Origin of the sequence: Xanthomonas sp. 3498, from assembly GCF_014199795.1 — a bacterium.
GTDB lineage: Bacteria > Pseudomonadota > Gammaproteobacteria > Xanthomonadales > Xanthomonadaceae > Xanthomonas_A > Xanthomonas_A rydalmerensis.
Genome location: NZ_JACHOH010000003.1, coordinates 225,801 through 248,223, shown reverse-complemented (window position 1 = coordinate 248,223; position 22,423 = coordinate 225,801). Strand labels below are relative to the sequence as shown.

Sequence of the window (22,423 nt, the reverse complement as noted above, 5' to 3'; positions counted from 1 at the left end):
TAGGGTGTATCCACGGCCTTGCAGCGGCTGGCGTTGACTTTCACATGTTACGTGCCCGTTAACGCCATCTTCACTATGCCGCGCATAATGTGCGCGGCGATGGCGTGCGGAAACGGCCGTCTGGATGTGACGAGACATCTGTACTGAACCATGCCTCTACCGGTTTCTATCTCCCCGAAACAAGGAGTTGTATTAATGAACAAGAAAATTCTCACCGCCGCGTTGCTGGGCGGTCTGGCCGTCGCCCAGGCAGCGTCCGCGCAGGAATTCGACGACCGCTGGTACCTGACCGGTTCGGCTGGTTTCAACTTCCAGGACAAGGATCGCACCACCAACGATGCGCCCTTCGTCACCCTGGGCCTGGGCAAGTTCATCAACCCGAACTGGTCGCTGGACGGTGAGCTGAACTATCAGAACCCGAACTTCGACAAGAACCAGGACCTGAACTGGAGCCAGTACGGCATCTCGTTCGACCTGCGTCGCCACTTCATCCAGGAAGGCCGCGGCTGGAACCCGTACCTGCTGTTCGGCCTGGGCTACCAGCGCTCGGAAGAAGAGTTCGACACCGGCGGTCCGGTCTCCCCGGGCCAGCGCAAGGACGGCAACTTTGCCGCCAAGGCCGGCGTCGGTCTGCAGACCACCTTCGACAAGCGCGTTGCCGTGCGTGCCGAAGTGGCCTACCGCGCTGACTTCGACGACCAGAGCGTTGCCGCTCCGTCGCAGAACTGGTTCGGCGACGTGCTGGCTTCGGTCGGCGTCGTGATCCCGCTGGGCCCGCCGCCGGCTGCCCCGGTCGCCCCGCCGCCGCCGCCGGCCGCTGCGCCGAGCTGCGCCGACCTGGACGACGATGGTGACGGCGTCAACAACTGCGACGACAAGTGCCCGAACTCCCAGCCTGGCCAGACCATCGGTCCGGACGGCTGCCCGGTGCCGGTGTCGATCGACCTGAAGGGCGTCAACTTCGACTTCAACAAGGCGAACCTGCGTCCGGACGCCGTGGCGATCCTGGGTGAAGCGACCGAGATCCTGAAGCGTTACCCCGACCTGCGTGTCGAGGTTGCCGGTCACACCGACTCGAAGGGTACCGAAGCCTACAACCAGAAGCTGTCCGAGCGTCGCGCCCGCGTCGTGTACGACTACCTGACCAAGAACGGCGTGGACGCTTCGCGTCTGGTCGGTCCGATCGGCTACGGCGAGAGCCGTCCGATTGCGCCGAACACCAACCCGGATGGTTCGGACAATCCGGAAGGCCGTGCCAAGAACCGTCGTACCGAGCTGAACGTCCAGAACTAATCGGACGCTTCCAGTCTCAAGCAAAGCCCGGCCTCGTGCCGGGCTTTGTTTTTGTGGGGACGGCGAATGGATGCGGTGTTGCCGTAGGCGCGGCTTCAGCCGCGACGGGCCTTCCCAGGAACGCCTGTCGCGGCTGAAGCCGCTCCTGCATGAGCTGCATTGCCCGCCGGTCAAAGCTGAATTTTTTCAGCAATCCCAATTATTTAGCGCATGTAGTGCCGGTAACAGTTGAAAGCACGCCGGGCCCTGCCTACACTCGCTCGTCGACTCGCCTGAATGGAAAAAAACCGATGCTGCGTATCGTGACGGCCAGCCTGCTTGCGCTCGCCCTGATTCCTGCGGCCCACGCCGCACCGGATTGCTCCGGCGATCTGCTGCCCAAGCCGTTGGCGCTGCCGGCCACGGTGGCCGCGCCGGTCGCTTCGGAGTTGTTCAGCCGCAACGTGCAGCTGGGCATGCCCAGCGGCGTGCTGACCCAGTCCTACAGCAGCGACCAGTCGCTGGACCGCGTGCTGCTGCGGTTGCGCGCCGAAGGCTGCCAGAGCCTGGCCAACGCCACCCCGGGCGCGGTGAAGCCGAACGATCCGGCCGCGTACAAGCCGGCCACCGCCTTCGACAACACGCCCTGGCGGTTCGACATGAGCCAGAACGGCAAGCGCATGACCGCCGAGGAGTTCGACGCCTGGATGAAGGCGCGCGGCGTTCGCGTGGTCAAGGCACGTCCGGCACCGGTACCGGCCGCCGCCGCCGAGGCGCCGGCGCCGGCCGACGCCAACAAGCAGTAAGTCCGGCGCGCGGCCGCTTGCGGCCGCGCCCGTTCGCGCAGTGCGAGGGGCCAAGCCGCCGCGTTCCCGTCGTCCGGCGTCGTCCCCGGCGGTGCCCGCGCGTCCGCGCCCTTCCGCGCGCGGCGCCGCGCCAGCCACGCCGCGTCACGGCCTGGCCCGCACCCTGTCCAAGCTTGGCTTGTGCTCGCGCACCGAGGCCGCGCGCTGGATCGCCGCCGGCCGCGTCGCCGTCGACGGGCGCATCGTCACCGATCCCGAATTCCCGATCCTGCAGGGCCGCCACCGGCTGGCCGTGGACGGCGCGCCGCTGGCCGACACCGCGCGTCTGTACCTGATGCTCAACAAGCCGCGCGGGTTGGTCACCAGTGCGCAGGACGAACGCGGCCGCGACACCGTTTATCGCTGTTTCGACGGTGCCGGCCTGCCGTGGCTGGCACCGGTCGGGCGCCTGGACAAGGCCAGCGAGGGCCTGCTGTTGTTCAGCAACGACCCGCAATGGGCGGCGCGGGTGACCGATCCGGGCAGCGGCCCGGACAAGACCTATCACGTGCAGGTGGACGCGGTGCCCGACGCGGCGCTGCTGGCACGGATGTGTGCCGGCGTGGTCGACGATGGCGAACCGCTCCGCGCCAAGCAGGTGCGCCTGCTGCGCCAGGGCGAGCGCCATGCCTGGCTGGAAGTGGTGCTGGACGAGGGCCGCAACCGGCAGATCCGGCGGCTGCTCGCCGCGCTCGGCCTGGACGTGCTGCGGTTGGTGCGGGTGGCGATCGGCGAGCTGGCGCTGGGCGAGTTGGGCAAGGGTGCCTGGCGCGAACTCAGCGCCGCCGAAGTCACGGCGTTGGCGCCGGCGGCGGACGCCAGCGTGCCAACCGCGCGCTGAGCAACGCGGCGACGACGTCGCGGGCGCGCGCATCCTGCGGCCCGCGCGCATCGTGGTGGCGACCCTTGGCGTGATTGCAGCCGGCACAGGCCAGCGCCAGGTTGCGTGCATCGTTGGGATCGTCGCCCACCTGGGCGCACAACGCTGCCGCGGCGCGGCGCCCGAACCAGGCCTGCGGCACCACATGTTCGAGCGAACAATGGCCCAGCGGCTCGCCGTCGCCGCGCAAGTCAAGGCGTCGCCGGCAATGCAGGCAGCGGCTATGCCAGCCGCCGGCTGCAGGCTGCGCCTGCGCGTCGGTCTGCGCCGCCAGCAACAGCCGTTGGCGCAGCGCGGCGCGCATCTCAGGCGGTGATGACGCCCAGCTCGCGGCCGATGCGGATGAACGCCTCGATCGCCCGGTCGAGGTGTTCGCGGGTGTGCGCGGCGCTGATCTGGGTGCGGATCCGCGCCTGCCCCTTGGGCACCACCGGGAAGAAGAAGCCGATCGCGTAGATGCCTTCCTCCAGCAGCCGTTCGGCGAAGCGCTGCGCCAGCGGCGCGTCGTACAGCATCACCGGGCAGATCGGATGGGTGCCGGGCTTGATGTCGAACCCGGCGGCGGCCATGCGCTCGCGGAAGTAGGCGGTGTTCTCGACCAGGCGCGCGCGCAGGTCGTCGGCGGCGTCGAGCATCGCGAAGGCCTTGATCCCGGCGGCGGCCACGTGCGGCGGCAGCGAGTTGGAGAACAGGTAGGGCCGCGAGCGCTGGCGCAGCAGTTCGATCACCTCGCGGCGGCCGGTGGTGAAGCCGCCCAACGCGCCGCCCATGGCCTTGCCCAGGGTGCCGGTGAAGATGTCGATCTTGTCCAGCACGCCCTTGACCTCGGCCGAGCCGCGGCCGCTGGCGCCAAGGAAGCCGGTGGCATGGCATTCGTCGATGTGCACCAGCGCGTTGTATTTCTTCGCCAGCGCGGTGATCTCGTCCAGCGGGGCGATGAAGCCGTCCATCGAGAACACGCCGTCGCTGGTGATCAGCTTGGTCTTGCAGCCGGCGGCGTCGGCCGCCTGCAGCTGCGCTTCCAGGTCGGCCATGTCGCAGTTGGCGTAGCGGAAGCGCTTGGCCTTGCACAGGCGCACGCCGTCGATGATCGAGGCGTGGTTGAGCGCGTCGGAGATGATCGCGTCATGCTCGCCCAGCAGTGGTTCGAACAGGCCGCCGTTGGCGTCGAAGCAGGCGGCATAGAGGATGGTGTCCTCGGTGCCGAAGAACGCGGCGATCTGCGCTTCCAGCTGCTTGTGCAGGTCCTGGGTGCCGCAGATGAAGCGCACCGAGGCCATGCCGAAGCCGTGCGTGTCCAGCGCGTCCTTGGCGGCCTGGATCAGCGCCGGATGATCGGCCAGGCCCAGGTAGTTGTTGGCGCAGAAGTTGAGCACGCGGCGGCCGTCGGCGAGGACGATTTCCGCCGCCTGCGGGCCGACGATGATGCGCTCGGACTTGAACAGGCCCTGGGCGCGGATCGCGTCCAGTTCCTCGGCGTAGTGCTGGGTGAGGCGGGAGTCGGTCATGACGGGCACGCGCGGCGGAAAGAGGCGGCGATTTTACCGCGGCGCCCGCGAAGGCCGGGGCCGTCATGCGCAAATGGCATGAGCCGCTGCCGTGAAGTCATTTCACCCGCCGCCTGCCGCTGCGCAGCATGCGTCATGGTCCGCGGCGGGCATCGGCCGCGGCATCGGCCTGTGTGTTTTCGGAGAACCGTCCATGTCCAGCCTTCCGCCGCGCCGCTGGCGCCCGCTGCTCGCGCTCGCGCTGTGCGTGTTCGCCGGGGCCGCGGTCGCCGCCGAGACGCAATTGCTCAACGTGTCCTACGATCCCACCCGCGAGCTGTACCGGGACTACAACGCCGCCTTCGCCAAGCATTGGGCGCAGTTGCATCCCGGCGAGCAGGTCGCGGTGGAGACCTCGCACGGCGGCTCCGGCAAGCAGGCGCGCGCGGTGATCGACGGGGTCGAGGCGGATGTGGTGACGCTGGCATTGGCCTACGACGTCGATGCGATCGCCGCCAAGAGCAAGCTGATCGATGCGAACTGGGCCACGCGCCTGCCGGACAACAGCGCGCCGTACACCTCGACCATCGTGTTCCTGGTGCGCAAGGGCAATCCGAAGGGGATCAAGGACTGGCCCGACCTGCTGCGCAACGGCGTGTCGGTGATCACGCCCAATCCCAAGACCTCCGGCGGCGCGCGCTGGAACTACCTGGCCGCCTGGGCCTACGCCGACCACATCTTCAAGGGCGATCGCGAGCGCATCCTCACCTACATGCGCGCGCTGTTCCGCAACGTGCCGGTGCTGGACACCGGCGCGCGCGGCGCCACCACCACCTTCGTCCAGCGCGGCATCGGCGACGTGCTGCTGGCCTGGGAGAACGAGGCGTTCCTGGCGCAGCAGGAACTGGGCCAGGACAAGTTCGAGATCGTGGTGCCGAAGCTGTCGATCCTGGCCGAGCCGTCGGTGGCGCTGGTCGACAGGAACGTGGACAAGCACGGCACCCGCGCGGTCGCCGAGGAATACCTGAAGTACCTGTACTCGCCGGAAGGACAGAAGATCGCGGCCAAGCACTATTACCGGCCGCGCCATCCCGAGTACGCCGACCGCGCCGATCTGGCGCGGCTGCCGAAGGTGCGCCTGGTCACCATCGAGCAGGCGTTCGGTTCCTGGGCCAAGGCGCAGGCCACGCACTTCGACGACGGCGGCCTGTTCGACCAGATCCAGGCGAGCAAGTGACGCGATGGCCGTGACCGCCGCCGCCGTTGCCCGTGCACCGCGCCAGCGCCGGGTGATGCCGGGCCTGGGGTTGAGCCTGGGCATCACCCTGACCTGGCTGGGATTGGTGGTGCTGATCCCCTTGCTCGCGGTGCTGCTCAAGACCAGCGGGCTGGGCTGGGACGGCGTGTGGCGGGTGTGGAGCGAGCCGCGGGTGCTGGCGGCGTTGCGCTTGAGCTTCGGCACCGCGCTGGCCGCGGCGGCGTTCAATGCGGTGATGGGCACCTGGGTGGCCTGGGTGTTCGTGCGTTATCGCTTTCCCGGCAAGCGCCTGTTCGACGCGATGATCGACCTGCCGTTCGCCCTGCCGACCGCGGTGGCCGGCATCGCCCTGACTGCGCTGTACGGCAGCAACGGCTGGATCGGACGCTGGCTGGAGCAGCCGGCGCAGGCGCTGGCGGCCAGCCTGCCGGCACTGGCCTGGTGGTGGCCGCGGCTGGCGTTGCTGCTGGCGCTGTCGGCCACCGGCTACGCGTTGTTGCGGCGCAGCCAGTCGCTGCTGCCGGCACCATTGCGCGCACTGCAGCGCCTGCTTGGCACGGTCGCCGTGCTCGGCCTGGCCGCGTTGGGCGTCGGCGGCCTGCTGATCGGTTATGCCGGGCTGATGCAGAGCAGTGGCGCCGGCGGGGTCAAGGTCGCCTACACGCCGCTGGGCATCGTGGTGGCGCTGGTGTTCGTGGGGCTGCCGTTCGTGGTGCGGATCGTGCAGCCGGTGCTGGCCGAGGCCGAGCGTGAGTTGGAGGAGGCGGCCGCGACGCTCGGTGCCGGGCGCTGGCAGACGGTGCGCCGGGTGTTGCTGCCGACGCTGTGGCCGGCGGTGCTGACCGGATTCGCGTTGGCTTTCGCGCGCGGCGTCGGCGAGTACGGTTCGGTGATCTTCATCGCCGGCAACCTGCCCAATGCCACCGAGATCGCGCCGTTGCTGATCACCATCCGCCTGGAAGAATTCGACTACGGCGGCGCCAGCGCGATCGCCGCGGCGATGCTGCTGTTGTCGCTGCTGTCGTTGCTGCTGGTCAACGCGGCACAGGCCTGGTTCGCGCGGCGCGGCAGGGCGGTGGCGTGATGGCGTCGGTCGTGTCCGCGCTGGCCGCGCACGTCCCGGGGCAGGCCGGCGCTGCCGCCGTCGCCGCGCACGCGCAGGCCTCGGTGGTCGACGAGCCGCGCTGGGTGCAGCGGCTGCTGATCGGCGGCGCGCTCGTCTTCCTGCTGGCGTTTCTGCTGCTGCCCTTGCTGCTGGTGTTCACCGAGGCGCTGCGCGGCGGCGCCGACGTGTTCTGGCGTGCGATCTCCGATCCGGACGCGCTGGCGGCGATCCGCCTGACCCTGCTGGTCGCGGCGATCGTGGTGCCGTTGAACCTGGTGTTCGGCGTGGCCGCGGCCTGGGCGGTGAGCAAGCACCGCTTCCCCGGCAAGCGCCTGCTGGTGAGCCTGATCGATCTGCCATTCTCGGTGTCGCCAGTGGTCGCCGGGTTGCTGTTCATTCTGATCTTCGGCCGCAACGGCTGGGCCTGGCCGCTGATCGACGAGGGCGTGCGGCTGTCCCTGCCGCTGCTGGGCGAGGTGGTGCTGCGCTTGCCGCGGATCGTGTTCGCGCTGCCGGGCATCGTGCTGGCGACCACCTTCGTCACCTTCCCCTTCATCGCGCGCGAACTGATGCCGCTGATGGAGCAGCAGGGCGACGACGAGGAACTGGCGGCGCTGAGCCTGGGCGCCAGCGGCTGGCAGACCTTTCGCCGGGTGACCTTGCCGAACATCCGCTGGGGCCTGCTGTACGGCGTGCTGCTGTGCAGTGCGCGGGCGATGGGCGAGTTCGGCGCGGTGTCGGTGGTGTCCGGGCACATCCGCGGGCGCACCAATACGCTGCCGCTGCATGTGGAGATCCTCTACAACGAATACGCCTACAGCGCCGCCTTCGCCTGCGCCAGCCTGCTGGCGCTGACCGCGCTGCTGACGCTTGCCGTGAAGTCCTGGCTGCACTGGCGCCACGGCGCGGCGCTGGCCGCCACTCACCGACATTGAGGTTGCGATGACCATCCGCCTGCAGCACCTGGGCAAGCGCTTCGGCGATTTCGCCGCGCTCGACGACGTCAGCCTGGATATCCGCCAGGGCGAACTGCTGGCGCTGCTGGGGCCGTCCGGCTCCGGCAAGACCACGTTGCTGCGGGTGATCGCCGGGCTGGAACACGCCGATCGCGGCCGCGTGCTGATCCACGGCGAGGACGCCACCGCGTTGTCGGTGCAGGCGCGCCGGGTCGGCTTCGTATTCCAGCACTACGCCTTGTTCAAGCACATGAGCGTGTACGAGAACATCGCCTTCGGCCTGCGCGTGCGCCGCGAGGCGCGCTGGAGCGAGTCGCGCATTCGTGCGCGGGTGCAGGAGCTGCTGGCGCTGGTGCAGTTGCACGACCTGGAGCGGCGCTACCCGGCGCAACTGTCCGGCGGCCAGCGCCAACGCGTGGCGCTGGCCCGCGCGCTGGCGATCGAGCCGCGCGTGCTGCTGCTCGACGAACCGTTCGGCGCGCTCGACGCGCAGGTCCGCCGCGACCTGCGGCGCTGGCTGCGCGAACTGCACGAACGCACCGGCCTGACCACGGTGTTCGTCACCCATGATCAGGAAGAGGCACTGGAACTGGCCGATCGCGTGGCGATCCTCAACCGCGGCCGGATCGAGCAGATCGGCAGTCCCGCGCAGGTCTACGAGCAGCCGGCCTCGCCGTTCGTGTACGCCTTCGTGGGCGCGGTGAACCGGCTGCCGGCACGTCTGCACGACGGTGCGGTGCAGGTCGGCGGGCTGGCCTTGCCGGTGCCGTCGACGCCGCTATCCAGCGGCCCGGTCGAACTGTATGTCCGGCCGGAAGACCTGGCGCCCGGCAGCGAGGGCTGGGCGGCGACGGTGCTGTCGATCCAGCGCAGCGGCCCGCGCCTGCGCCTGCGCGCGCAACTGGCGCACGGCCACGACGAGGTGGAGGTGGAGCTGCCGGCGGGCGAGGGGGTGCCGGACTACACGCCGGGCCAGCCGCTGCACCTGCGCGCGCGCCGCTTCGGGGTGTTCGCCCGGCCCGACTGAGGCGCCATCGCGCCATGCCGATCGCCTACTGGCGCGGCTGCGCGCCGGTGCCACCAGCGGCTGGCCCGATCGGCCTCGACGTGACCGCCAGGTCGCTGGCCGGGTCCATGCCTGTCGAGTCCGAGGCCAACGCCGGCGCGCCGGCCGTGTCCGCACGTGACGCAAAAGGACAGGCTTGTGTCAGGCCATGGCATGCGCTGGGCGAAAAGTTGTTGCACTGCAAGATCAAAGCAGTTAAAAAAGCGTGAAAGCGCATGCGTCCCGCTGCGGCAACCCACCCTCGTCAACCCACAGGAGAATGACCGGTGAACAAGACCACTCTCGCCCTGGCCGTCGCACTGGCCGCTTCGCCGTTCACCGTCCTGGCCCAGGACGAACCGGCTTCGCCGATCACCGGCTCCTACGGCGTGGTCAGCGACTACGTGTTCCGCGGCGTCTCCCAGACCGACAAGGGCCCGGCGTTCCAGGCCGGCCTCACCTACACCTCGCCGTTCGGCCTGTACGTGGGCACCTGGGGCTCCAACGTCGACTTCGGCGCGGGCGATCCGGACTGGGAAGTGGACGGCTTCGTCGGCTACAACGTCGATTTCTCGCCGGACTGGAACTTCGACGTGATGGTCAACCGTTACGGCTACCCGGGCGCCGGCAAGTCGAACTACAACGAACTGATCACCAAGACCAAGTTCCTCAAGACCTACACCCTGACCGTGGCGTACACCGACAACGTGTACAACCTCGACCGCGACAGCTTCTACTACGCGCTGGACGGGAACTGGGCGCTGCCGCAGGGCTTCAGCGTCGGCGCGCACGTCGGCCGCACCACCTACGAAAGCGCGCTGACCGCGTACCAGGACTACACCGACTACAACGTCAGCGTGGGCAAGATGGTCGGCCCGCTGGCGCTGAGCGTGGGTTACTACGACACCGACAACAAGGGCCCGGAGAACTTCACCGAGCGCCTGGCCGGTCACCGCGTGGTGGTCTCGGGCACGATCGCGTTCTGATCGCATCGTCTCGTGAAACGACGAAGGGCGCCGCAAGGCGCCCTTCGTGTTTTTCCGGTATCGCCGCGTTGCCGCGGCGCGCGCCTTACCAGCTCAGCACGACCTTGCCGGCCTTGCCTTCTTCCATCAGGTCGAAGCCCTTCTGGAATTCGTCGATGGTCAGCTGGTGGGTCAGCACCTTGCCCAGCGGGAAGCCGGACAGCACCAGCTGGGTCATCTTGTACCAGGTCTCGTACATCTTGCGGCCGTAGATGCCCTGCACGGTCAGGCCCTTGAAGATGATCTTGTCCCAGTCGGCGCCGGCGCCGCGCGGCATGATGCCGAGCATGGCGATCTTGCCGCCGTGGTACATGCAGTCGAGCATGTCGTTGAAGGCGCGCGGATTGCCGCTCATCTCCAGGCCCACGTCGAAGCCTTCCATGTGCAGGTCGGCCATCACGTCCTTGAGCGAGGTGTTGGCGACGTTGACCACGCGGGTCGCGCCCATGTCCGCGGCCAGCTTCAGGCGGAAGTCGTTGACGTCGGTGACCACCACGTTGCGCGCGCCGATGTGCTTGCAGATGCCCGCGGCGATGATGCCGATCGGGCCGGCGCCGGTGATCAGCACGTCCTCGCCGATCACGTCGAACTCCAGCGCGCAGTGCGCGGCGTTGCCGTAGGGGTCGAAGAACGCGGCCAGTTCGGAGGGGATCTGGTCGGGGATCGGCCACAGGTTGGAGGCCGGCATCACCATGTACTCGGCGAAGGCGCCGTTGACGTTGACGCCGATGCCGACCGTGTTCGGGCACAGGTGCGGACGTCCGCCGCGGCAGTTGCGGCAGTGGCCGCAGACGATGTGGCCTTCGGCCGAGACGCGCTGGCCGACCTCGTAGCCGGTGACCGCCGAGCCGAGCTGGGCGATGCGGCCGACGAACTCGTGGCCGATGGTCAGGCCGGGCTTGATGGTGCGCTGGCTCCACTCGTCCCACAGGTAGATGTGCAGGTCGGTGCCGCAGATCGCGGTCTTTTCCAGCTTGATCAGCACCTCGTTGGGGCCGGGGACCGGCACCGGCACCTGTTCCAGCCAGATGCCCTTGGCGGCGTCGCGCTTGACCAGCGCCTTCATTGTTTGCGCCATGTCGGTGCAGATTCGATGGGAAGAGGGCGCGCAGTATAAGCGCCCGGCCGGCGCGCCCATGTTGCGGCGCGGTCAGGACGTGCCCGGGACTGGGCGACACGCCCCAGGGTGCCATTGGTCACGGTCCGGGCGATTGATGACAGCCGTTACACTCTAACGTCTGTCATCAAGGAAGCTATTCGATGCGTTCGAATTCGTTGGCTGTCGCCATCGCCGCCGTGGCCGCCCTGTCCGGTGTCTCCACCGCCCAGGCCGGCGAGGGCATGTGGGTCCCGCAGCAGTTGCCGGACATCGCCGGGCCGCTGCAGCAGGCCGGCCTGAAGCTGTCGCCGCAGCAACTGTCCGACCTCACCGGCGACCCGATGGGCGCGGTGGTCTCGCTGGGCGGCTGCACCGCCAGCTTCGTCTCGCCGCAGGGCCTGGTCGTGACCAACCACCACTGCGCCTACGGCGCGATCCAGCTCAACTCGACCCCGCAGAAGAACCTGATCCGCGACGGCTTCAGCGCCGCCAGCCAGGGTGCGGAGCTGAGTGCCGGCCCGAACGCGCGCATCTATGTGCTCGACCGCATCACCGACGTCACCGCGCAGGCCAAGGCGGCGATGGCCGCCGCCGGCAAGGACGCGCTCAAGCGCACGCAGGCGCTGGAGGATTTCGACAAGACCCAGGTCGCCGCGTGCGAAGCCGATGCCGGCTACCGCTGCGCGCTGTACAGCTTCTCCGGCGGCAACACCTACCGTCTGTTCCGCACCCTGGAAATCCGCGACGTGCGTCTGGCCTACGCGCCGCCGTCGGGCATCGGCAAGTTCGGCGGCGACGTCGACAACTGGATGTGGCCGCGCCACACCGGCGACTTCTCGTTCTACCGCGCCTACGTCGGCAAAGACGGCAAGCCGGCCGCCTATGCCAAGGACAACGTGCCGTACCAGCCCAAGCACTTCCTGAAGTTCGCCGACCAGCCGCTGGGCGCCGGCGATTTCGTCATGGTCGCCGGTTACCCGGGCCGCACCAACCGCTATGCGCTGGCCTCCGAATTCGACGCCACCGCCGACTGGGGCTATCCGACCGCGGCGCGCCAGTACCGCGATCTGATCGCGCTGGTCGAGCAGGCCGGCAAGCAGAACCCGGACATCCAGGTGAAGTACGCGGCGACCATGGCCAGCTGGAACAACGTCGCCAAGAACTACGAAGGCCAGTTGGAAGGCTTCAAGCGCATCGATGCGGCGGCCAAGAAGCACGCCGAGGAACGCGCGGTGCTGGACTGGCTCAAGCGCCAGGGCGGCGAGGGCAAGGCCGCGCTGCAGGCGCATGCGCAACTGCTTGCGCTGGGCGAGCAGGCCAAGGCGACGCGCGATCGCGACCTGGTGCTGCGGCAGATGCAGCGTACCGGCGCGCTCGGCAGTGCGGTGTCGCTGTACCGCCTGTCGATCGAACGCGCCAAGCCGGACGCCGAGCGTGAGCCGGGCTACCAGGAGCGCGACCTGCCCGAGATCGAGGGTGCGATGAAGCAGATGGAGCGCCGCTACGTCGCGTCCATGGACAGCCAGTTGCAGCGCTACTGGTTCGACCAGTACCTGAAGTTGCCGAAGGCGCAGCGCCTGCCGGCGCTGGACCAGTGGCTGGCCGGTGCCGATGCGCAGGCCGCCGCCGCGCGCCTGGCCGGTACCCAGTTGGGCAACACCGATGCGCGCCTGAAGTGGCTGCATGCCGACCGCGCCGCGTTCGAGGCCAGCGACGATCCGGCGCTGCGCTATGCGGTGGCGCTGATGCCGACCCTGCTGCAGATCGAGCAGGACCAGAAGCGCCGCGAGGGCGAGGAACTGCTGGCGCGTCCGCGCTACCTGCAGGCCGTGGCCGACTACAAGAAGAGCCAGGGCGAGTCCGTGTATCCGGACGCCAACTCTTCGCTGCGCATCACCTTCGGCAACGTCAAGGGCTACGTGCCCAAGGACGGCGTGGCCTACACCCCGTTCACCACGCTGGAAGGCGTGGTCGCCAAGGACACCGGCGTGGAGCCGTTCAATTCGCCCAAGGCGCTGCTGGATGCGGCTAAGGCCAAGCGTTACGGCGGGCTGGAAGACAAGCGGCTGGGCACGGTGCCGGTCAACTTCCTGTCCGACCTGGACATCACCGGCGGCAACTCCGGCTCGCCGGTGATGGACGCGCACGGCAAGCTGGTCGGCCTGGCCTTCGACGGCAATTGGGAGTCGGTGAGTTCGAACTGGGTGTTCGACCCGGCGATGACCCGGATGATCGCGGTCGACACGCGTTATCTGCACTGGATCATGCAGGAAGTGATGCCGGCGCCGCGGCTGTTGAAGGAGTTGAACCTGGCCAAGTGAGCCAGGCCCGACGGACGGCGGCCATGGCCGCCGTCCGCGTGTCCGCCCCGGCGCGCTGCGGCGGCGCGCGGGATGCGGCGCAGGGTTTCCGGCGACGGAGCGGGTATCATGCCGCTCCGTTTTCGTTTGCGAGACGGGCCCTTCCCCCAAGGAATCCAGCGCATGCGCATTCTGCTCGCCCGCCATGGCGAAACCCCGTGGAACGCCGAAGGCCGCTACCAGGGCCAGATCGACATCCCGCTGTCGCCGGTCGGCGACGCCCAGGCGCAGGCGCTGGGCGCACGCCTGCGCGAGGTGCCGCTGACCCGCGCCGTGGCCTCGCCGCTGGCACGCGCGCAACGCACCGCGCGCTTCGCCCTGGGCGCCGAGCGCGAGGCGCTGCTGCAGACCGATCCGGACCTGCAGGAGATCGCCCATGGCGAGTGGGAAGGTCTGCTGGCCAGCGAAATCAACGAGAAGGATCCTGCGCGCCTGCGCGCCTGGCGCGAGGAGCCGGATACGGTGCTGATGCCGGGCGGCGAGTCGCTGCGGCAGGTGCTGGAGCGCTCCTGGCGCGGCCTGGCCCGCGCCGCCGAGGGCCTGGGCGAATACGACACGCTGCTGGTGGTCGCCCACGATGCGGTCAACCGGGTGATCCTGTGCCGGGTGCTGGGCCTGCCGATCGCGCGGCTGTGGAGCTTCCGCCAGGCGCCGACCACGCTGAACCTGCTGGAAGGGCCGGACGTGGAGCATCTGGAAGTGGTGCGGCTGAACGATTGCGCGCATCACACGCCGTTCTTCGGCGAGGCGAAGCATCGGGCGTTGTAGGTTTTCCGGTCGTTGCGACGGTCTGCTGAGTTGATGCAAAGGCAAGATCAAATGCTTTCGCGCTTGGCGCGCGAGTCACTTTTCTTTGCTTGTGCAAAGAAGGCTTTACAGCAGCCAGAGGCTGAACAAAGTAACCAAAAGAAGCGCTTTACCACAGCCGAAGGCTGGTCAAGCACACCCGGGCGGCATGCCCTCCGCGCTGCGCGCTCCGGGTGCGCAAGCAGGCCGGACATTTTTCGGCGGCACATCCATGTGCCGTCGAAAAACGGCGCGCGTCCTGCGCGCCGCCCCTGCGGGGTTTTCGTCCGGCCTGCTTGCCGTGCCTCACGGGATCCGGAACAGCTAAAGCAACATCAACCGCAAAAGCCAAAGCCAAGCCAAAGCCAAGCCAAAGCCAAGCAACCGCCGACGCCTAACAACAGCAAAGTGCAGTGCGGCTTCGGTACGCGTGCTGTCGCCGCATCAGTCGAGTTCAATCGCCTCCATGAACACCCTCTCCGAATGGCTCGCCTACATCGAGCGCCAACATCCCCAGGACATCGCCATGGGCCTGGAGCGGGTGCGCGCGGTCGCCGCGCGCATGCGCCTGACCCGGCCGGCCAAACACGTCATCACCGTCGGCGGTACCAACGGCAAGGGTTCGACCGTCGCCTTCATCGAGGCGATCGCGCGTGCCGCCGGCTGGCGCGTGGGCAGCTACACCTCGCCGCACCTGCTGCGCTACAACGAGCGCGTGCGCATCGAGGGCGAAGAGGCCAGCGATGCCGACCTGATGACTGCCTTTGCGGCAGTGGAGGCCGCGCGCGGCGAGACCGCGCTGACCTACTTCGAGTACGGCACGCTGGCGGCGCTGTGGCTGTTCCAGCAGGCCAAGCTGGGGTTGGCGGTGCTGGAGGTCGGCCTCGGCGGCCGGCTCGACGCGGTGAACCTGGTCGACGCCGACGTGGCGGTGATCACCACCGTGGACATCGACCACACCGACTGGCTCGGCAGCGACCGCGAAGCGATCGGCGCGGAGAAAGCCGGCATCGCGCGGCCGTGGAAGCCGCTGGTGCTGGGCGAGATCGATCCGCCCTCCAGCGTGCTGCGCCGCGCCTACGCGATCGGCGCCAACGCGATCCGCGCCGGCAGCGACTTCTTCCACGAGCCGATCGACGCCGAACGCTGGCGCTGGCGCGACGTCGGCACCGAACTGCAGTTGCCGTTGCCGCAGTTGCGCGCGCCGGTGCAGCGCGCCAACGCCGCCACCGCCATTGCCGCCCTGCGCGCGTTGCGCCGGTCGCTGCCGCGCAACGCCTATGCCGAGGGCATCGCCGCCGCCCGTCTGCGCGGACGGCTGCAGCCGTGCGTGCGCGATGGCGTGGAGGTGCTGGTCGACGTGGGCCACAACCCGCAGGCGGCGCGCGAGCTGGCCGCCGCGCTGCAGGCGCAGCCGGTCGCCGGCCGCACCTGCGCGGTGTTCGCGGCGCTGGTCGACAAGGACGCCGCCGGCGTGGTGGAGGCGCTGGCCGCGCAGGTCGATGCCTGGCACCTGGCCGGTTTGAGCGGCAGCCGCGGCCAGAGTAGTGCGCAGTTGCGCGCGCGGCTGGCGGGTACGGCCGCCGCCGAGGCCGGCACCGCCGAGAGCGTGGCGCAGGCGCTGCAATCGGTGCTGGCGCAGGCGCGGCCGGGCGACCGCGTGCTGGTGTTCGGCTCGTTCCATACCGCCGCCGAGGCCCTGCACTGGCTGCATTCAGCCGGCTGATCCCGCCCTCGCGCGGGCCGACCTTATAATCGGCACGGCACTCCGCCACGCCGCCCCCTCACCCTTTCCGTGGATACCGTCCTGAAACAGCGATTGATTGGCGCCCTCGTCCTGGTAGCGCTCGCCGTGATCTTCCTGCCGATGCTGGTGAAGGGGCCTGCGCCCGACAGCGGCGTGGCCAATGTGCCGCTGAAGGCGCCCGAGGCGCCGGCCGACGGCCAGTTCCAGACCCGCGAGTTGCCGCTGGTGACCCCGGGCGATGCACCCAGCGGTGGGGCGGTGGGCATGGCCAAGTCGCCGGGTGCCACGCCCGCGGCCGCCGCCGCGCCGGCGCCGGTCCAGAACAACCCCGATGCCGCCGACCTGGCCGATCCGGCCGCCGGCAGCGCCGCGCAGCCGTTGCCGCCGAGCGTGGCCGCCGGCAACTACGCGGTGAACTTCGGCGCCTATGCCACCGCCGCCGACGCCGATGCGGTGATCGCACGGCTCAAGCAGGCGCAGCTGCCGGGCTTCCGCGAGCAGGCCACCATCGGCGGGCGCCAGGCCTGGCGCGTGCGGATCGGGCCGTATGCCGATCGCGCCCAGGCCGAATCCGTGCGTCTGCAGGCGGTCAAGGTCCGCAACGACGTCAACGCCCAGGTGGTGACCCTGGACGCGGCGCCGAGCAAAGCGACCCCGACCAGCGCCACGCCGGCCGCCGGCAGCCATGTCGCCGCCGCCGCGCCCGCCGCCCCGGCCAAGACCGAGGCGCTGCCGCCGGAGCCGGCCAAGCCGGTCGCCACCGCCAAGCCGGCGACGCCGCCGGCGCCCAAGCCGGAACCGGCCAAGCCGGCCGTGACCAAGCCCGAACCCACCAAGCCTGCGGCCACGCCGGCCACCACGGCGGCCGCCAAGCCGGCGCCGAGCGTGCCGGCTGCGCCTGCCGCTTCCGGTACCGGCTTCGCCGTGCAGCTGGGCGCGTTCGGCAAGGCCGAGGACGCCAATGCCCTGCGCGACAAGGTGCGCGCGGCCGGCTTCAGCGCCTTCGTCGAACAGGTGCGCACCGACAAGGGCGCGCTGAACCGGGTGCGGGTCGGGCCGGTCGCCAACCGCGCCGATGCCGAGCAGTTGCGCGCCCAGGTGGCGGCCAAGGTCGGCATCAGCGGTATGGTACGTCCACATCCTTGATCGGGCCCCGGCCCATGGAGTAGCACGATGGTCCAGGGAAGGCAGGCGCGACGCGCGATCGGCGCGATGCAGCGGCTCGGCCGCGGGAGGCGCGCATGATCGACATGGTGCTGTTGACGGTGATCCTGGTCTCGGCCCTGCTCGGGGCCTTGCGTGGATTCGTCGGCATCGTGGTCGGCACGCTGTCCTGGTTCCTGGCCGGCTGGGCCACGTTCCAGTTCGGCGGCAACGCCGGGCAGTGGTTGGCCAACGGCTCACGGCCGAGCATGAGCTACTACCTGGGCGGCTACGCGCTGACCTTCGTGACGGTGATGGCGGTGGTCGGCATCACCGGCATGGTGATCCGCACCGCGGTGCGCTCGACCGCGCTGTCGGGCACCGACCGCGCGCTCGGCTTCGGCCTGGGCGCGGCGCGCGGCGGCTTCTTCGCCGCGGTGCTGGCGTTCCTGATGAGCTTCACCCCGCTGACCCGCGAGCCGGACTGGCGGCATTCGATGGTGCTGCCGGTGCTCAGCCCCGGCGTGGGCTGGATGCGCGCGCAGATGCCGGACTGGCGCATGCCGCAGATGCCGCAGTTGAACCTGTCGCAGATGCCGCAACTGAACGTGTCGCAGATGGATTTGGGCAACTTGCCCGCGGCAGGCGATAATGCCGCGCTGGGCAACGCCCTGCAGGCCAGTGGGCTGCAGGAAATGATGTCCAAGGCCCTGGGACGTCCCGGGGTGCGGTCCGCGCAGCCCGGGAGCGATCCGTCGCAACTGATGCCCGCGAACATCGATCCGGCGCAGGCGCGTCCGGCGCAATCCGACCCGGCACGGGTCGAACCCAACGGCCAGGCACGGCCACCTTCCCAATAGCGGCGTCCCCGCCGCGGAGAGCGTTGACATGTGTGGCATCGTCGGAATCGTCGGCACCCAGAACGTGGCCGGGCAACTCTATGACGGCCTGGCCGTGCTGCAGCATCGCGGTCAGGACGCGGCGGGCATCGCCACCGCCGACGGCACCCGCCTGCGCGTGCAGAAGGCCAACGGCCTGGTCCGCGACGTCTTCGACGAGAAGCGCATGGCGGTGCTGGAAGGCCGCGTCGGCATCGCCCACTGCCGTTATCCGACCGCCGGCTCGGAAGGCATGGACGAGGCGCAGCCGTTCTACGTGAATTCGCCGTACGGCATCGCACTGGCCCACAACGGCAATCTGGTCAATACCGAATCCTTGCGCCAGCAGGTGTTCGAGGCCGACCGCCGCAACATCAACACCGATTCGGACAGCGAAGTGCTGCTGAACGTGTTCGCCTACGAGCTGGACGCGCAGCGCATGCTGACCCCGGAAGCGGCGATCCGCGCCGTGGCCGGCGTGCACCGCCGCTGCAAGGGCGGCTACGCGGTGGTCAGCGTGGTGCTGGGCCTGGGCCTGGTCGCGTTCCGCGATCCGCACGGCATCCGCCCGCTGGTGCTGGGCAAGCGCGAGAGCGTGGAGGGCGACGAGTACATCGTCGCCTCCGAGTCCTCGGCGCTGGACATCCTCGGCTTCACCCGCGTGCGCGACGTGCGCCCCGGCGAAGCGCTGGTCATCACCGGCCGCGGCGAGCTGTTCTCCGAGGTCTGCGCCTCGCCGACCGACCACACCCCGTGCATCTTCGAGTACGTGTACTTCGCGCGCCCGGACTCGATGATCGACAACGTCTCGGTGCACAAGGCGCGCATGCGCATGGGCATGAAGCTGGGCGAGAAGATCCTGCGCCTGCGCCCGGACCACGACATCGACACCATCATCCCGATCCCGGACACCTCGCGCGACGCCGCCTTGGAGATGTCCAACGTGCTCGGGGTGAAGTACCGCGAGGGCTTCGTCAAGAACCGCTACATCGGCCGCACCTTCATCATGCCGGGGCAGGGCGAGCGGGTGAAGTCGGTACGCCGCAAGCTCAACCCGATCCACCTGGAATTCCGCAACCGGGTGGTGCTGCTGGTCGACGATTCGATCGTGCGCGGCACCACCAGCCGGCAGATCGTGCAGATGGCGCGCGACGCCGGCGCGCGCAAGGTGTACCTGGCCAGCGCGGCGCCGCCGGTGCGCTATCCCAACATCTACGGCATCGACATGCCGGCCGCCGACGAACTGGTGGCGCATGGCCGCAGCGAGCAGGAGATCCAGGAATTCCTCGGCTGCGACTGGCTGATCTACCAGGACCTGGAAGACCTGGAGACCGCGGTGCGCGAGGGCAATCCGGAACTGAAGGCGTTCGACTCCTCGTGCTTCAACGGCCAGTACACCACCGGCATCGAGCCCGGCTATTTCGAGCGGATCATGCAGTTGCGCTCGGACGAGGCCAAGCGCAAGCGCCGTGCCTGAGCCCCGCGGCGGCCGCGCCCGGGCGCGACGCATGCGCGCGCTGGCGGGCCTGGCCGCGTTGTGCGGCGGCTGTCGCGCGCCGCTGGTGACCGCGGCCGCGCAACTGCCGGCGGCGCCGTGAACGGCGACCTGTACCAGGCCGCGCGCGCCTGCCTGGACGCGGCCGACCCCGACGAGAAGGTCGCGCTGACCCAGCGCCATGCCGCGGCCTGGCGTCATGGCGACTTGGCGATGCCGACCGAGGCGCCGGCGCCCGAGCCGATCCGCATGCCCGGGCGGCCACCGCGACCGCTGTTGGTGCATCCGCGCGAGCTGCCGCGCCGCGGCCTCGGCAGCGCCGAAGGCCGCGCCGCCTTCATCCATGCCATCGCCCACATCGAACTCAACGCCATCGATCTGGCCTGGGACGCGGTCTACCGCTTCCGCGGCCTGCCGCCGGCGTTCTATGCCGACTGGGTGGCGGTGGCGGACGACGAGTCGCGCCATTTCGTGCTGCTGCGCGACCGCCTGCGCGCGCTGGGCCACGCCTACGGCGATTTCGCCGCGCACAACGGCCTGTGGGAGATGTGCGAGAAGACCGCGCACGACGGCCTGGCACGGATGGCGCTGGTGCCGCGGGTGCTGGAGGCGCGCGGCCTGGACGTGACCCCGGGCATGATCGCCAAGCTGCGCGCGCTCGACGACGACGCCACCGCCGACATCCTAGAGATCATCCTGCGCGAGGAAGTGGCGCACGTGGCCGCCGGCTCGCGCTGGTATCGCTGGTATTGCGCACAGGCCGGGATCGAGCCGCGCGCCCGCTTCGCGGCCCTGCTGCGCGAATACGCCGGCGGCTACCTGCATGGTCCGTTCAACCTGCAGGCGCGCCTGCTGGCCGGGTTCGACGAGGACGAATTGCAGGCCCTGCAGCAACAGGCCGGCTGAGGCGCCGCCGCCGACAGGGCGTGGCGTGTGCTGCAACGAGGCGCCGACGTGGGCGACATTCCAGGGGCGTCGCGTGGATTTCGTGATGCCTATCTCCGACTGATGCCTGGACCGCATTTGTTGCTTGCGCTGAACGGTGGCTGAGCGGCTAATCGAACTCCCCCGCGCGGCCTTCCCCGTTCCGGCCGCGCGCGGGGCGACGTTCGTCCCTACTCACCACCCAGGAGTCCGACATGAAGTCGATCTGCAGCCTTACCGCGATGCTTGCCCTGTGTGTCGCCGGTTCCGCCTCCGCGGCCGGAACGCCCCTGTTCCAGAGCAGCCAGTACGTGTCCAAGTCCATCGCCGGCGAGCCGGCGCTGAGCCGCCTGCTGGCCAATCCCGCCACCGGCGCGGTGCAGCGCGTTGGCGTGAACGCCGCCGCGGTCACCGCCGGACAGCAGCAACTCGAGCTGGACCTGCTGGGCCAGCGCATCACCGCCACGCAGTTGAAGACCGAGCAGTTGGAAGGCGGCAACAGCATCTGGTACGGCAACCTCGGCAATGCCGCGGTGGCCCGGACTCGCGCACCCTCCGGCCTGGATCCGCTGAACTCGGCGATCCTGGTGCGCAGCGGCGACACCATCACCGGCAGCATCCGCAGCAACGGCACGCTGTTCCACCTGCGTCCGATCGCCGGCGGCGGCCATGTGCTGGTGGAAGTCGACGAACGCCGCATGCCGGCCGAGCATCCGGCCGACTACGCCCTGCTGCCGACCGTGCAGATGCCGCAGTCGGTGATCGACGAGCGCATGACCGCCGCCGGCGCCTCGTCCGGTTCGCCCGCGACCATTCGCGTGCTGGTGGTGGCGACCAACAAGGCGGTGACCAGCTACGGCGGCAACATGCAGTCGCTGGTGCAACTGGCGGTGGCCGAGTCCAACCAGGGCTACACCAACAGCAACGTCGGCATCACCATGCAACTGGCCGGCTACGAGACCACCAACTACACCGAGTCCGGCGACTTCAACACCGACCTGACCCGCTTCCGCGGTACCAGCGACGGCTACATGGACAGTATCCATACCTCGCGCAACAGCACCGCGGCCGACGTCGGCGTGCTGATCATCGACAATTCCGCCTATTGCGGCCTCGCCTCGGGCATCGGTTCCACCGCCGCCACCGCGTTCGCGGCGGTGTACTGGGATTGCGCCACCGGCTACTACAGCTTCGCCCACGAGATCGGCCATCTGCAGAGCGCGCGCCACGATGTGGCCACCGACTCCAGCACCTCGCCGTACGCCTATGGCCACGGTTATCGCTACGGCAACAGCTGGCGAACGATCATGGCCTACAACTGCACCAGCAGTTGCCCGCGGCTGAACTACTGGTCCAACCCGAACGTGTCCTACAACGGCGTGCCGATGGGCAACGCCAGCACCGCCGACAACCAGCGTGTGCTGGTCAACACCAAGGCGACGGTGGCCGGGTTCCGCTGAGCCGGCGTGCGCGTGGCGCAGGCCGCACGCCTGCGCCACGCGTGACGGAGACGAGCGGAGCGGGCGCGGTGGCGTGCGCTTCCGCTATGCTGGGAAGTGGCGCCGGCGCGGTCGGTGCCGACTGACTTCCTGGGATCGACGATGTTCAAGCGCATGCGACTGCCGGCCACACTGCTGCTGGCGATGCTGAGCGCGGGCTGCGGCCCCGCCCCCGATCGGCAGGCCGATAGCCCGTCGCCGACGGCCAAGACCGACCCGCCGCGGGCGACCCCGCCGGCCGACACCTTCGACGAAAACCGCGCAATGGATCTGCTGCAGGCGCGCCTGGCGGCCGATCACGCCTATCCCGACCTGCCGTGCCTGGGCTATGCCATCGAGGACGAGCAGGACGAGGCGGCCTCCGCGACAGCCTCTGCACCGGCCGCACCCAAGGCCTCCGCGCCGGCGGCGATCGAGATCGCGGTGCGCGAGAAGCACGGCGACGGTTGCCCGGGCGATCCACAGACCGAGCCGGTCCGCGACCGTTTCCGCGTCGAGCGTTCCGGCGCGATCCGCTGGTACGACGTGGTCGATGGCGACTTCGTCGATTACGCGCAATGGCGGCAGCAGCAAACCGGTGGCGGCTTGCCCTGAGCGGCGGGTCTTGTGCGCGTCGCCG

At 69.4% G+C, this 22,423-nt stretch carries 21 protein-coding genes; 18 read left to right on the top strand and 3 right to left on the bottom strand.

The window, feature by feature from the left end; all coding sequences use genetic code 11:
- The first annotated feature begins 195 nt into the window (after nt 1-195).
- The 3 genes from GGR66_RS10825 to GGR66_RS10815 all read left to right on the top strand — a co-directional run bounded on the left by GGR66_RS10825 (nt 196) and on the right by GGR66_RS10815 (nt 2,958).
- Nucleotides 196-1,293 (top strand): OmpA family protein, encoded by a 1,098-nt coding sequence (locus GGR66_RS10825; RefSeq protein ID WP_160966123.1) that lies wholly within the window; start codon nt 196-198, stop codon nt 1,291-1,293.
- 290 nt (nt 1,294-1,583) lie between these two features.
- Nucleotides 1,584-2,078 (top strand): hypothetical protein, encoded by a 495-nt coding sequence (locus tag GGR66_RS10820; RefSeq protein ID WP_160966125.1) that lies wholly within the window; start codon nt 1,584-1,586, stop codon nt 2,076-2,078.
- A 91-nt stretch (nt 2,079-2,169) separates the two neighbouring features.
- Nucleotides 2,170-2,958, top strand: coding sequence for a pseudouridine synthase (locus GGR66_RS10815; RefSeq protein WP_317843686.1), 789 nt, complete (start codon nt 2,170-2,172; stop codon nt 2,956-2,958).
- On the opposite strand, the gene GGR66_RS10810 is transcribed toward GGR66_RS10815, so the two are convergent.
- Together GGR66_RS10810 and kbl are read right to left on the bottom strand one after the other, a co-directional pair.
- Nucleotides 2,909-3,301 carry an HNH endonuclease gene (locus tag GGR66_RS10810; protein ID WP_160966129.1) on the bottom strand — a complete coding sequence of 131 codons (393 nt, stop codon included), beginning with the start codon at nt 3,299-3,301 and terminating at the stop codon, nt 2,909-2,911. The two genes, GGR66_RS10815 and GGR66_RS10810, sit on opposite strands and share 50 nt — an antisense overlap.
- A gap of 1 nt (nt 3,302) precedes the next feature.
- Nucleotides 3,303-4,505: a glycine C-acetyltransferase gene (gene kbl, locus GGR66_RS10805; RefSeq protein WP_184448256.1), complete on the bottom strand. Its 1,203-nt coding sequence runs from the start codon at nt 4,503-4,505 to the stop codon at nt 3,303-3,305.
- A gap of 193 nt (nt 4,506-4,698) precedes the next feature.
- Between kbl and GGR66_RS10800 the strand changes: the two genes are divergently transcribed.
- Genes GGR66_RS10800 through GGR66_RS10770 form a run of 6 tightly spaced genes read left to right on the top strand, consistent with a single transcriptional unit; the run spans nt 4,699 to nt 9,834 of the window.
- On the top strand, nt 4,699-5,721 hold the full coding sequence (locus GGR66_RS10800; RefSeq protein WP_184448255.1) for a sulfate ABC transporter substrate-binding protein: 1,023 nt from the start codon (nt 4,699-4,701) through the stop codon (nt 5,719-5,721).
- A 4-nt stretch (nt 5,722-5,725) separates the two neighbouring features.
- Nucleotides 5,726-6,826: an ABC transporter permease subunit gene (locus tag GGR66_RS21190; protein WP_237475279.1), complete on the top strand. Its 1,101-nt coding sequence runs from the start codon at nt 5,726-5,728 to the stop codon at nt 6,824-6,826.
- Entirely contained in the window at nt 6,826-7,782 is a 957-nt protein-coding gene (gene cysW, locus GGR66_RS10785; RefSeq protein ID WP_160966135.1) for a sulfate ABC transporter permease subunit CysW, read from the top strand. Before GGR66_RS21190 ends, cysW begins: the two co-directional genes overlap by 1 nt.
- A gap of 7 nt (nt 7,783-7,789) precedes the next feature.
- The gene (locus GGR66_RS10780) at nt 7,790-8,830 is read left to right on the top strand and encodes a sulfate/molybdate ABC transporter ATP-binding protein (protein ID WP_184448254.1); all 1,041 of its coding nucleotides are present in this window, start codon (nt 7,790-7,792) and stop codon (nt 8,828-8,830) included.
- Between the two features lie 14 nt (nt 8,831-8,844).
- Complete coding sequence (locus tag GGR66_RS10775; protein WP_184448253.1) at nt 8,845-9,078, top strand: hypothetical protein; 234 nt, start codon at nt 8,845-8,847, stop codon at nt 9,076-9,078.
- A 57-nt stretch (nt 9,079-9,135) separates the two neighbouring features.
- Nucleotides 9,136-9,834 carry a TorF family putative porin gene (locus GGR66_RS10770; RefSeq protein ID WP_160966141.1) on the top strand — a complete coding sequence of 233 codons (699 nt, stop codon included), beginning with the start codon at nt 9,136-9,138 and terminating at the stop codon, nt 9,832-9,834.
- Nucleotides 9,835-9,919: 85 nt separating this feature from the next.
- Here the strand turns inward: GGR66_RS10770 and tdh are convergent, their stop codons facing one another.
- The gene (tdh, locus tag GGR66_RS10765; protein WP_160966143.1) at nt 9,920-10,951 is read right to left on the bottom strand and encodes an L-threonine 3-dehydrogenase; all 1,032 of its coding nucleotides are present in this window, start codon (nt 10,949-10,951) and stop codon (nt 9,920-9,922) included.
- 182 nt (nt 10,952-11,133) lie between these two features.
- Here tdh and GGR66_RS10760 point away from each other — a divergent pair, with 182 nt between their 5' ends.
- The 9 genes from GGR66_RS10760 (at nt 11,134) to GGR66_RS10720 (ending at nt 22,398) form a co-directional block, all read left to right on the top strand.
- On the top strand, nt 11,134-13,293 hold the full coding sequence (locus GGR66_RS10760; RefSeq protein WP_184448252.1) for a S46 family peptidase: 2,160 nt from the start codon (nt 11,134-11,136) through the stop codon (nt 13,291-13,293).
- Between the two features lie 162 nt (nt 13,294-13,455).
- Nucleotides 13,456-14,100, top strand: coding sequence for a histidine phosphatase family protein (locus tag GGR66_RS10755; protein ID WP_160966147.1), 645 nt, complete (start codon nt 13,456-13,458; stop codon nt 14,098-14,100).
- 475 nt (nt 14,101-14,575) lie between these two features.
- On the top strand, nt 14,576-15,844 hold the full coding sequence (gene folC, locus GGR66_RS10750) for a bifunctional tetrahydrofolate synthase/dihydrofolate synthase (protein ID WP_184448478.1): 1,269 nt from the start codon (nt 14,576-14,578) through the stop codon (nt 15,842-15,844).
- A 69-nt stretch (nt 15,845-15,913) separates the two neighbouring features.
- Complete coding sequence (locus GGR66_RS10745; RefSeq protein WP_184448251.1) at nt 15,914-17,011, top strand: SPOR domain-containing protein; 1,098 nt, start codon at nt 15,914-15,916, stop codon at nt 17,009-17,011.
- A gap of 95 nt (nt 17,012-17,106) precedes the next feature.
- Entirely contained in the window at nt 17,107-17,868 is a 762-nt protein-coding gene (locus GGR66_RS10740; protein WP_160966151.1) for a CvpA family protein, read from the top strand.
- Nucleotides 17,869-17,896: 28 nt separating this feature from the next.
- On the top strand, nt 17,897-19,363 hold the full coding sequence (gene purF, locus GGR66_RS10735) for an amidophosphoribosyltransferase (RefSeq protein ID WP_160966153.1): 1,467 nt from the start codon (nt 17,897-17,899) through the stop codon (nt 19,361-19,363).
- A gap of 117 nt (nt 19,364-19,480) precedes the next feature.
- Complete coding sequence (locus GGR66_RS10730; RefSeq protein ID WP_184448250.1) at nt 19,481-20,287, top strand: ferritin-like domain-containing protein; 807 nt, start codon at nt 19,481-19,483, stop codon at nt 20,285-20,287.
- Between the two features lie 233 nt (nt 20,288-20,520).
- Nucleotides 20,521-21,765 (top strand): zinc-dependent metalloprotease, encoded by a 1,245-nt coding sequence (locus tag GGR66_RS10725; protein ID WP_184448249.1) that lies wholly within the window; start codon nt 20,521-20,523, stop codon nt 21,763-21,765.
- 141 nt (nt 21,766-21,906) lie between these two features.
- Nucleotides 21,907-22,398, top strand: coding sequence for a hypothetical protein (locus GGR66_RS10720; RefSeq protein ID WP_160966159.1), 492 nt, complete (start codon nt 21,907-21,909; stop codon nt 22,396-22,398).
- Nucleotides 22,399-22,423 lie beyond the last annotated feature (25 nt).

Excerpts from the sequence above, each read along its gene's own strand:
- GGR66_RS10810 (WP_160966129.1), bottom strand. The coding sequence starts at position 3,301 with ATGCGCGCCGCGCTGCGCCAACGGCTGTTGCTGGCGGCGCAGACCGAC.
- GGR66_RS10725 (WP_184448249.1), top strand. The coding sequence starts at position 20,521 with ATGAAGTCGATCTGCAGCCTTACCGCGATGCTTGCCCTGTGTGTCGCC.
- GGR66_RS10825 (WP_160966123.1), top strand. The coding sequence starts at position 196 with ATGAACAAGAAAATTCTCACCGCCGCGTTGCTGGGCGGTCTGGCCGTC.
- GGR66_RS10760 (WP_184448252.1), top strand. The coding sequence starts at position 11,134 with ATGCGTTCGAATTCGTTGGCTGTCGCCATCGCCGCCGTGGCCGCCCTG.
- GGR66_RS10775 (WP_184448253.1), top strand. The coding sequence starts at position 8,845 with ATGCCGATCGCCTACTGGCGCGGCTGCGCGCCGGTGCCACCAGCGGCT.
- GGR66_RS10780 (WP_184448254.1), top strand. The coding sequence starts at position 7,790 with ATGACCATCCGCCTGCAGCACCTGGGCAAGCGCTTCGGCGATTTCGCC.
- cysW (WP_160966135.1), top strand. The coding sequence starts at position 6,826 with ATGGCGTCGGTCGTGTCCGCGCTGGCCGCGCACGTCCCGGGGCAGGCC.
- GGR66_RS10800 (WP_184448255.1), top strand. The coding sequence starts at position 4,699 with ATGTCCAGCCTTCCGCCGCGCCGCTGGCGCCCGCTGCTCGCGCTCGCG.
- GGR66_RS10820 (WP_160966125.1), top strand. The coding sequence starts at position 1,584 with ATGCTGCGTATCGTGACGGCCAGCCTGCTTGCGCTCGCCCTGATTCCT.
- GGR66_RS10740 (WP_160966151.1), top strand. The coding sequence starts at position 17,107 with ATGATCGACATGGTGCTGTTGACGGTGATCCTGGTCTCGGCCCTGCTC.
- purF (WP_160966153.1), top strand. The coding sequence starts at position 17,897 with ATGTGTGGCATCGTCGGAATCGTCGGCACCCAGAACGTGGCCGGGCAA.
- kbl (WP_184448256.1), bottom strand. The coding sequence starts at position 4,505 with ATGACCGACTCCCGCCTCACCCAGCACTACGCCGAGGAACTGGACGCG.
- GGR66_RS10755 (WP_160966147.1), top strand. The coding sequence starts at position 13,456 with ATGCGCATTCTGCTCGCCCGCCATGGCGAAACCCCGTGGAACGCCGAA.
- tdh (WP_160966143.1), bottom strand. The coding sequence starts at position 10,951 with ATGGCGCAAACAATGAAGGCGCTGGTCAAGCGCGACGCCGCCAAGGGC.
- GGR66_RS10720 (WP_160966159.1), top strand. The coding sequence starts at position 21,907 with ATGTTCAAGCGCATGCGACTGCCGGCCACACTGCTGCTGGCGATGCTG.
- GGR66_RS21190 (WP_237475279.1), top strand. The coding sequence starts at position 5,726 with ATGGCCGTGACCGCCGCCGCCGTTGCCCGTGCACCGCGCCAGCGCCGG.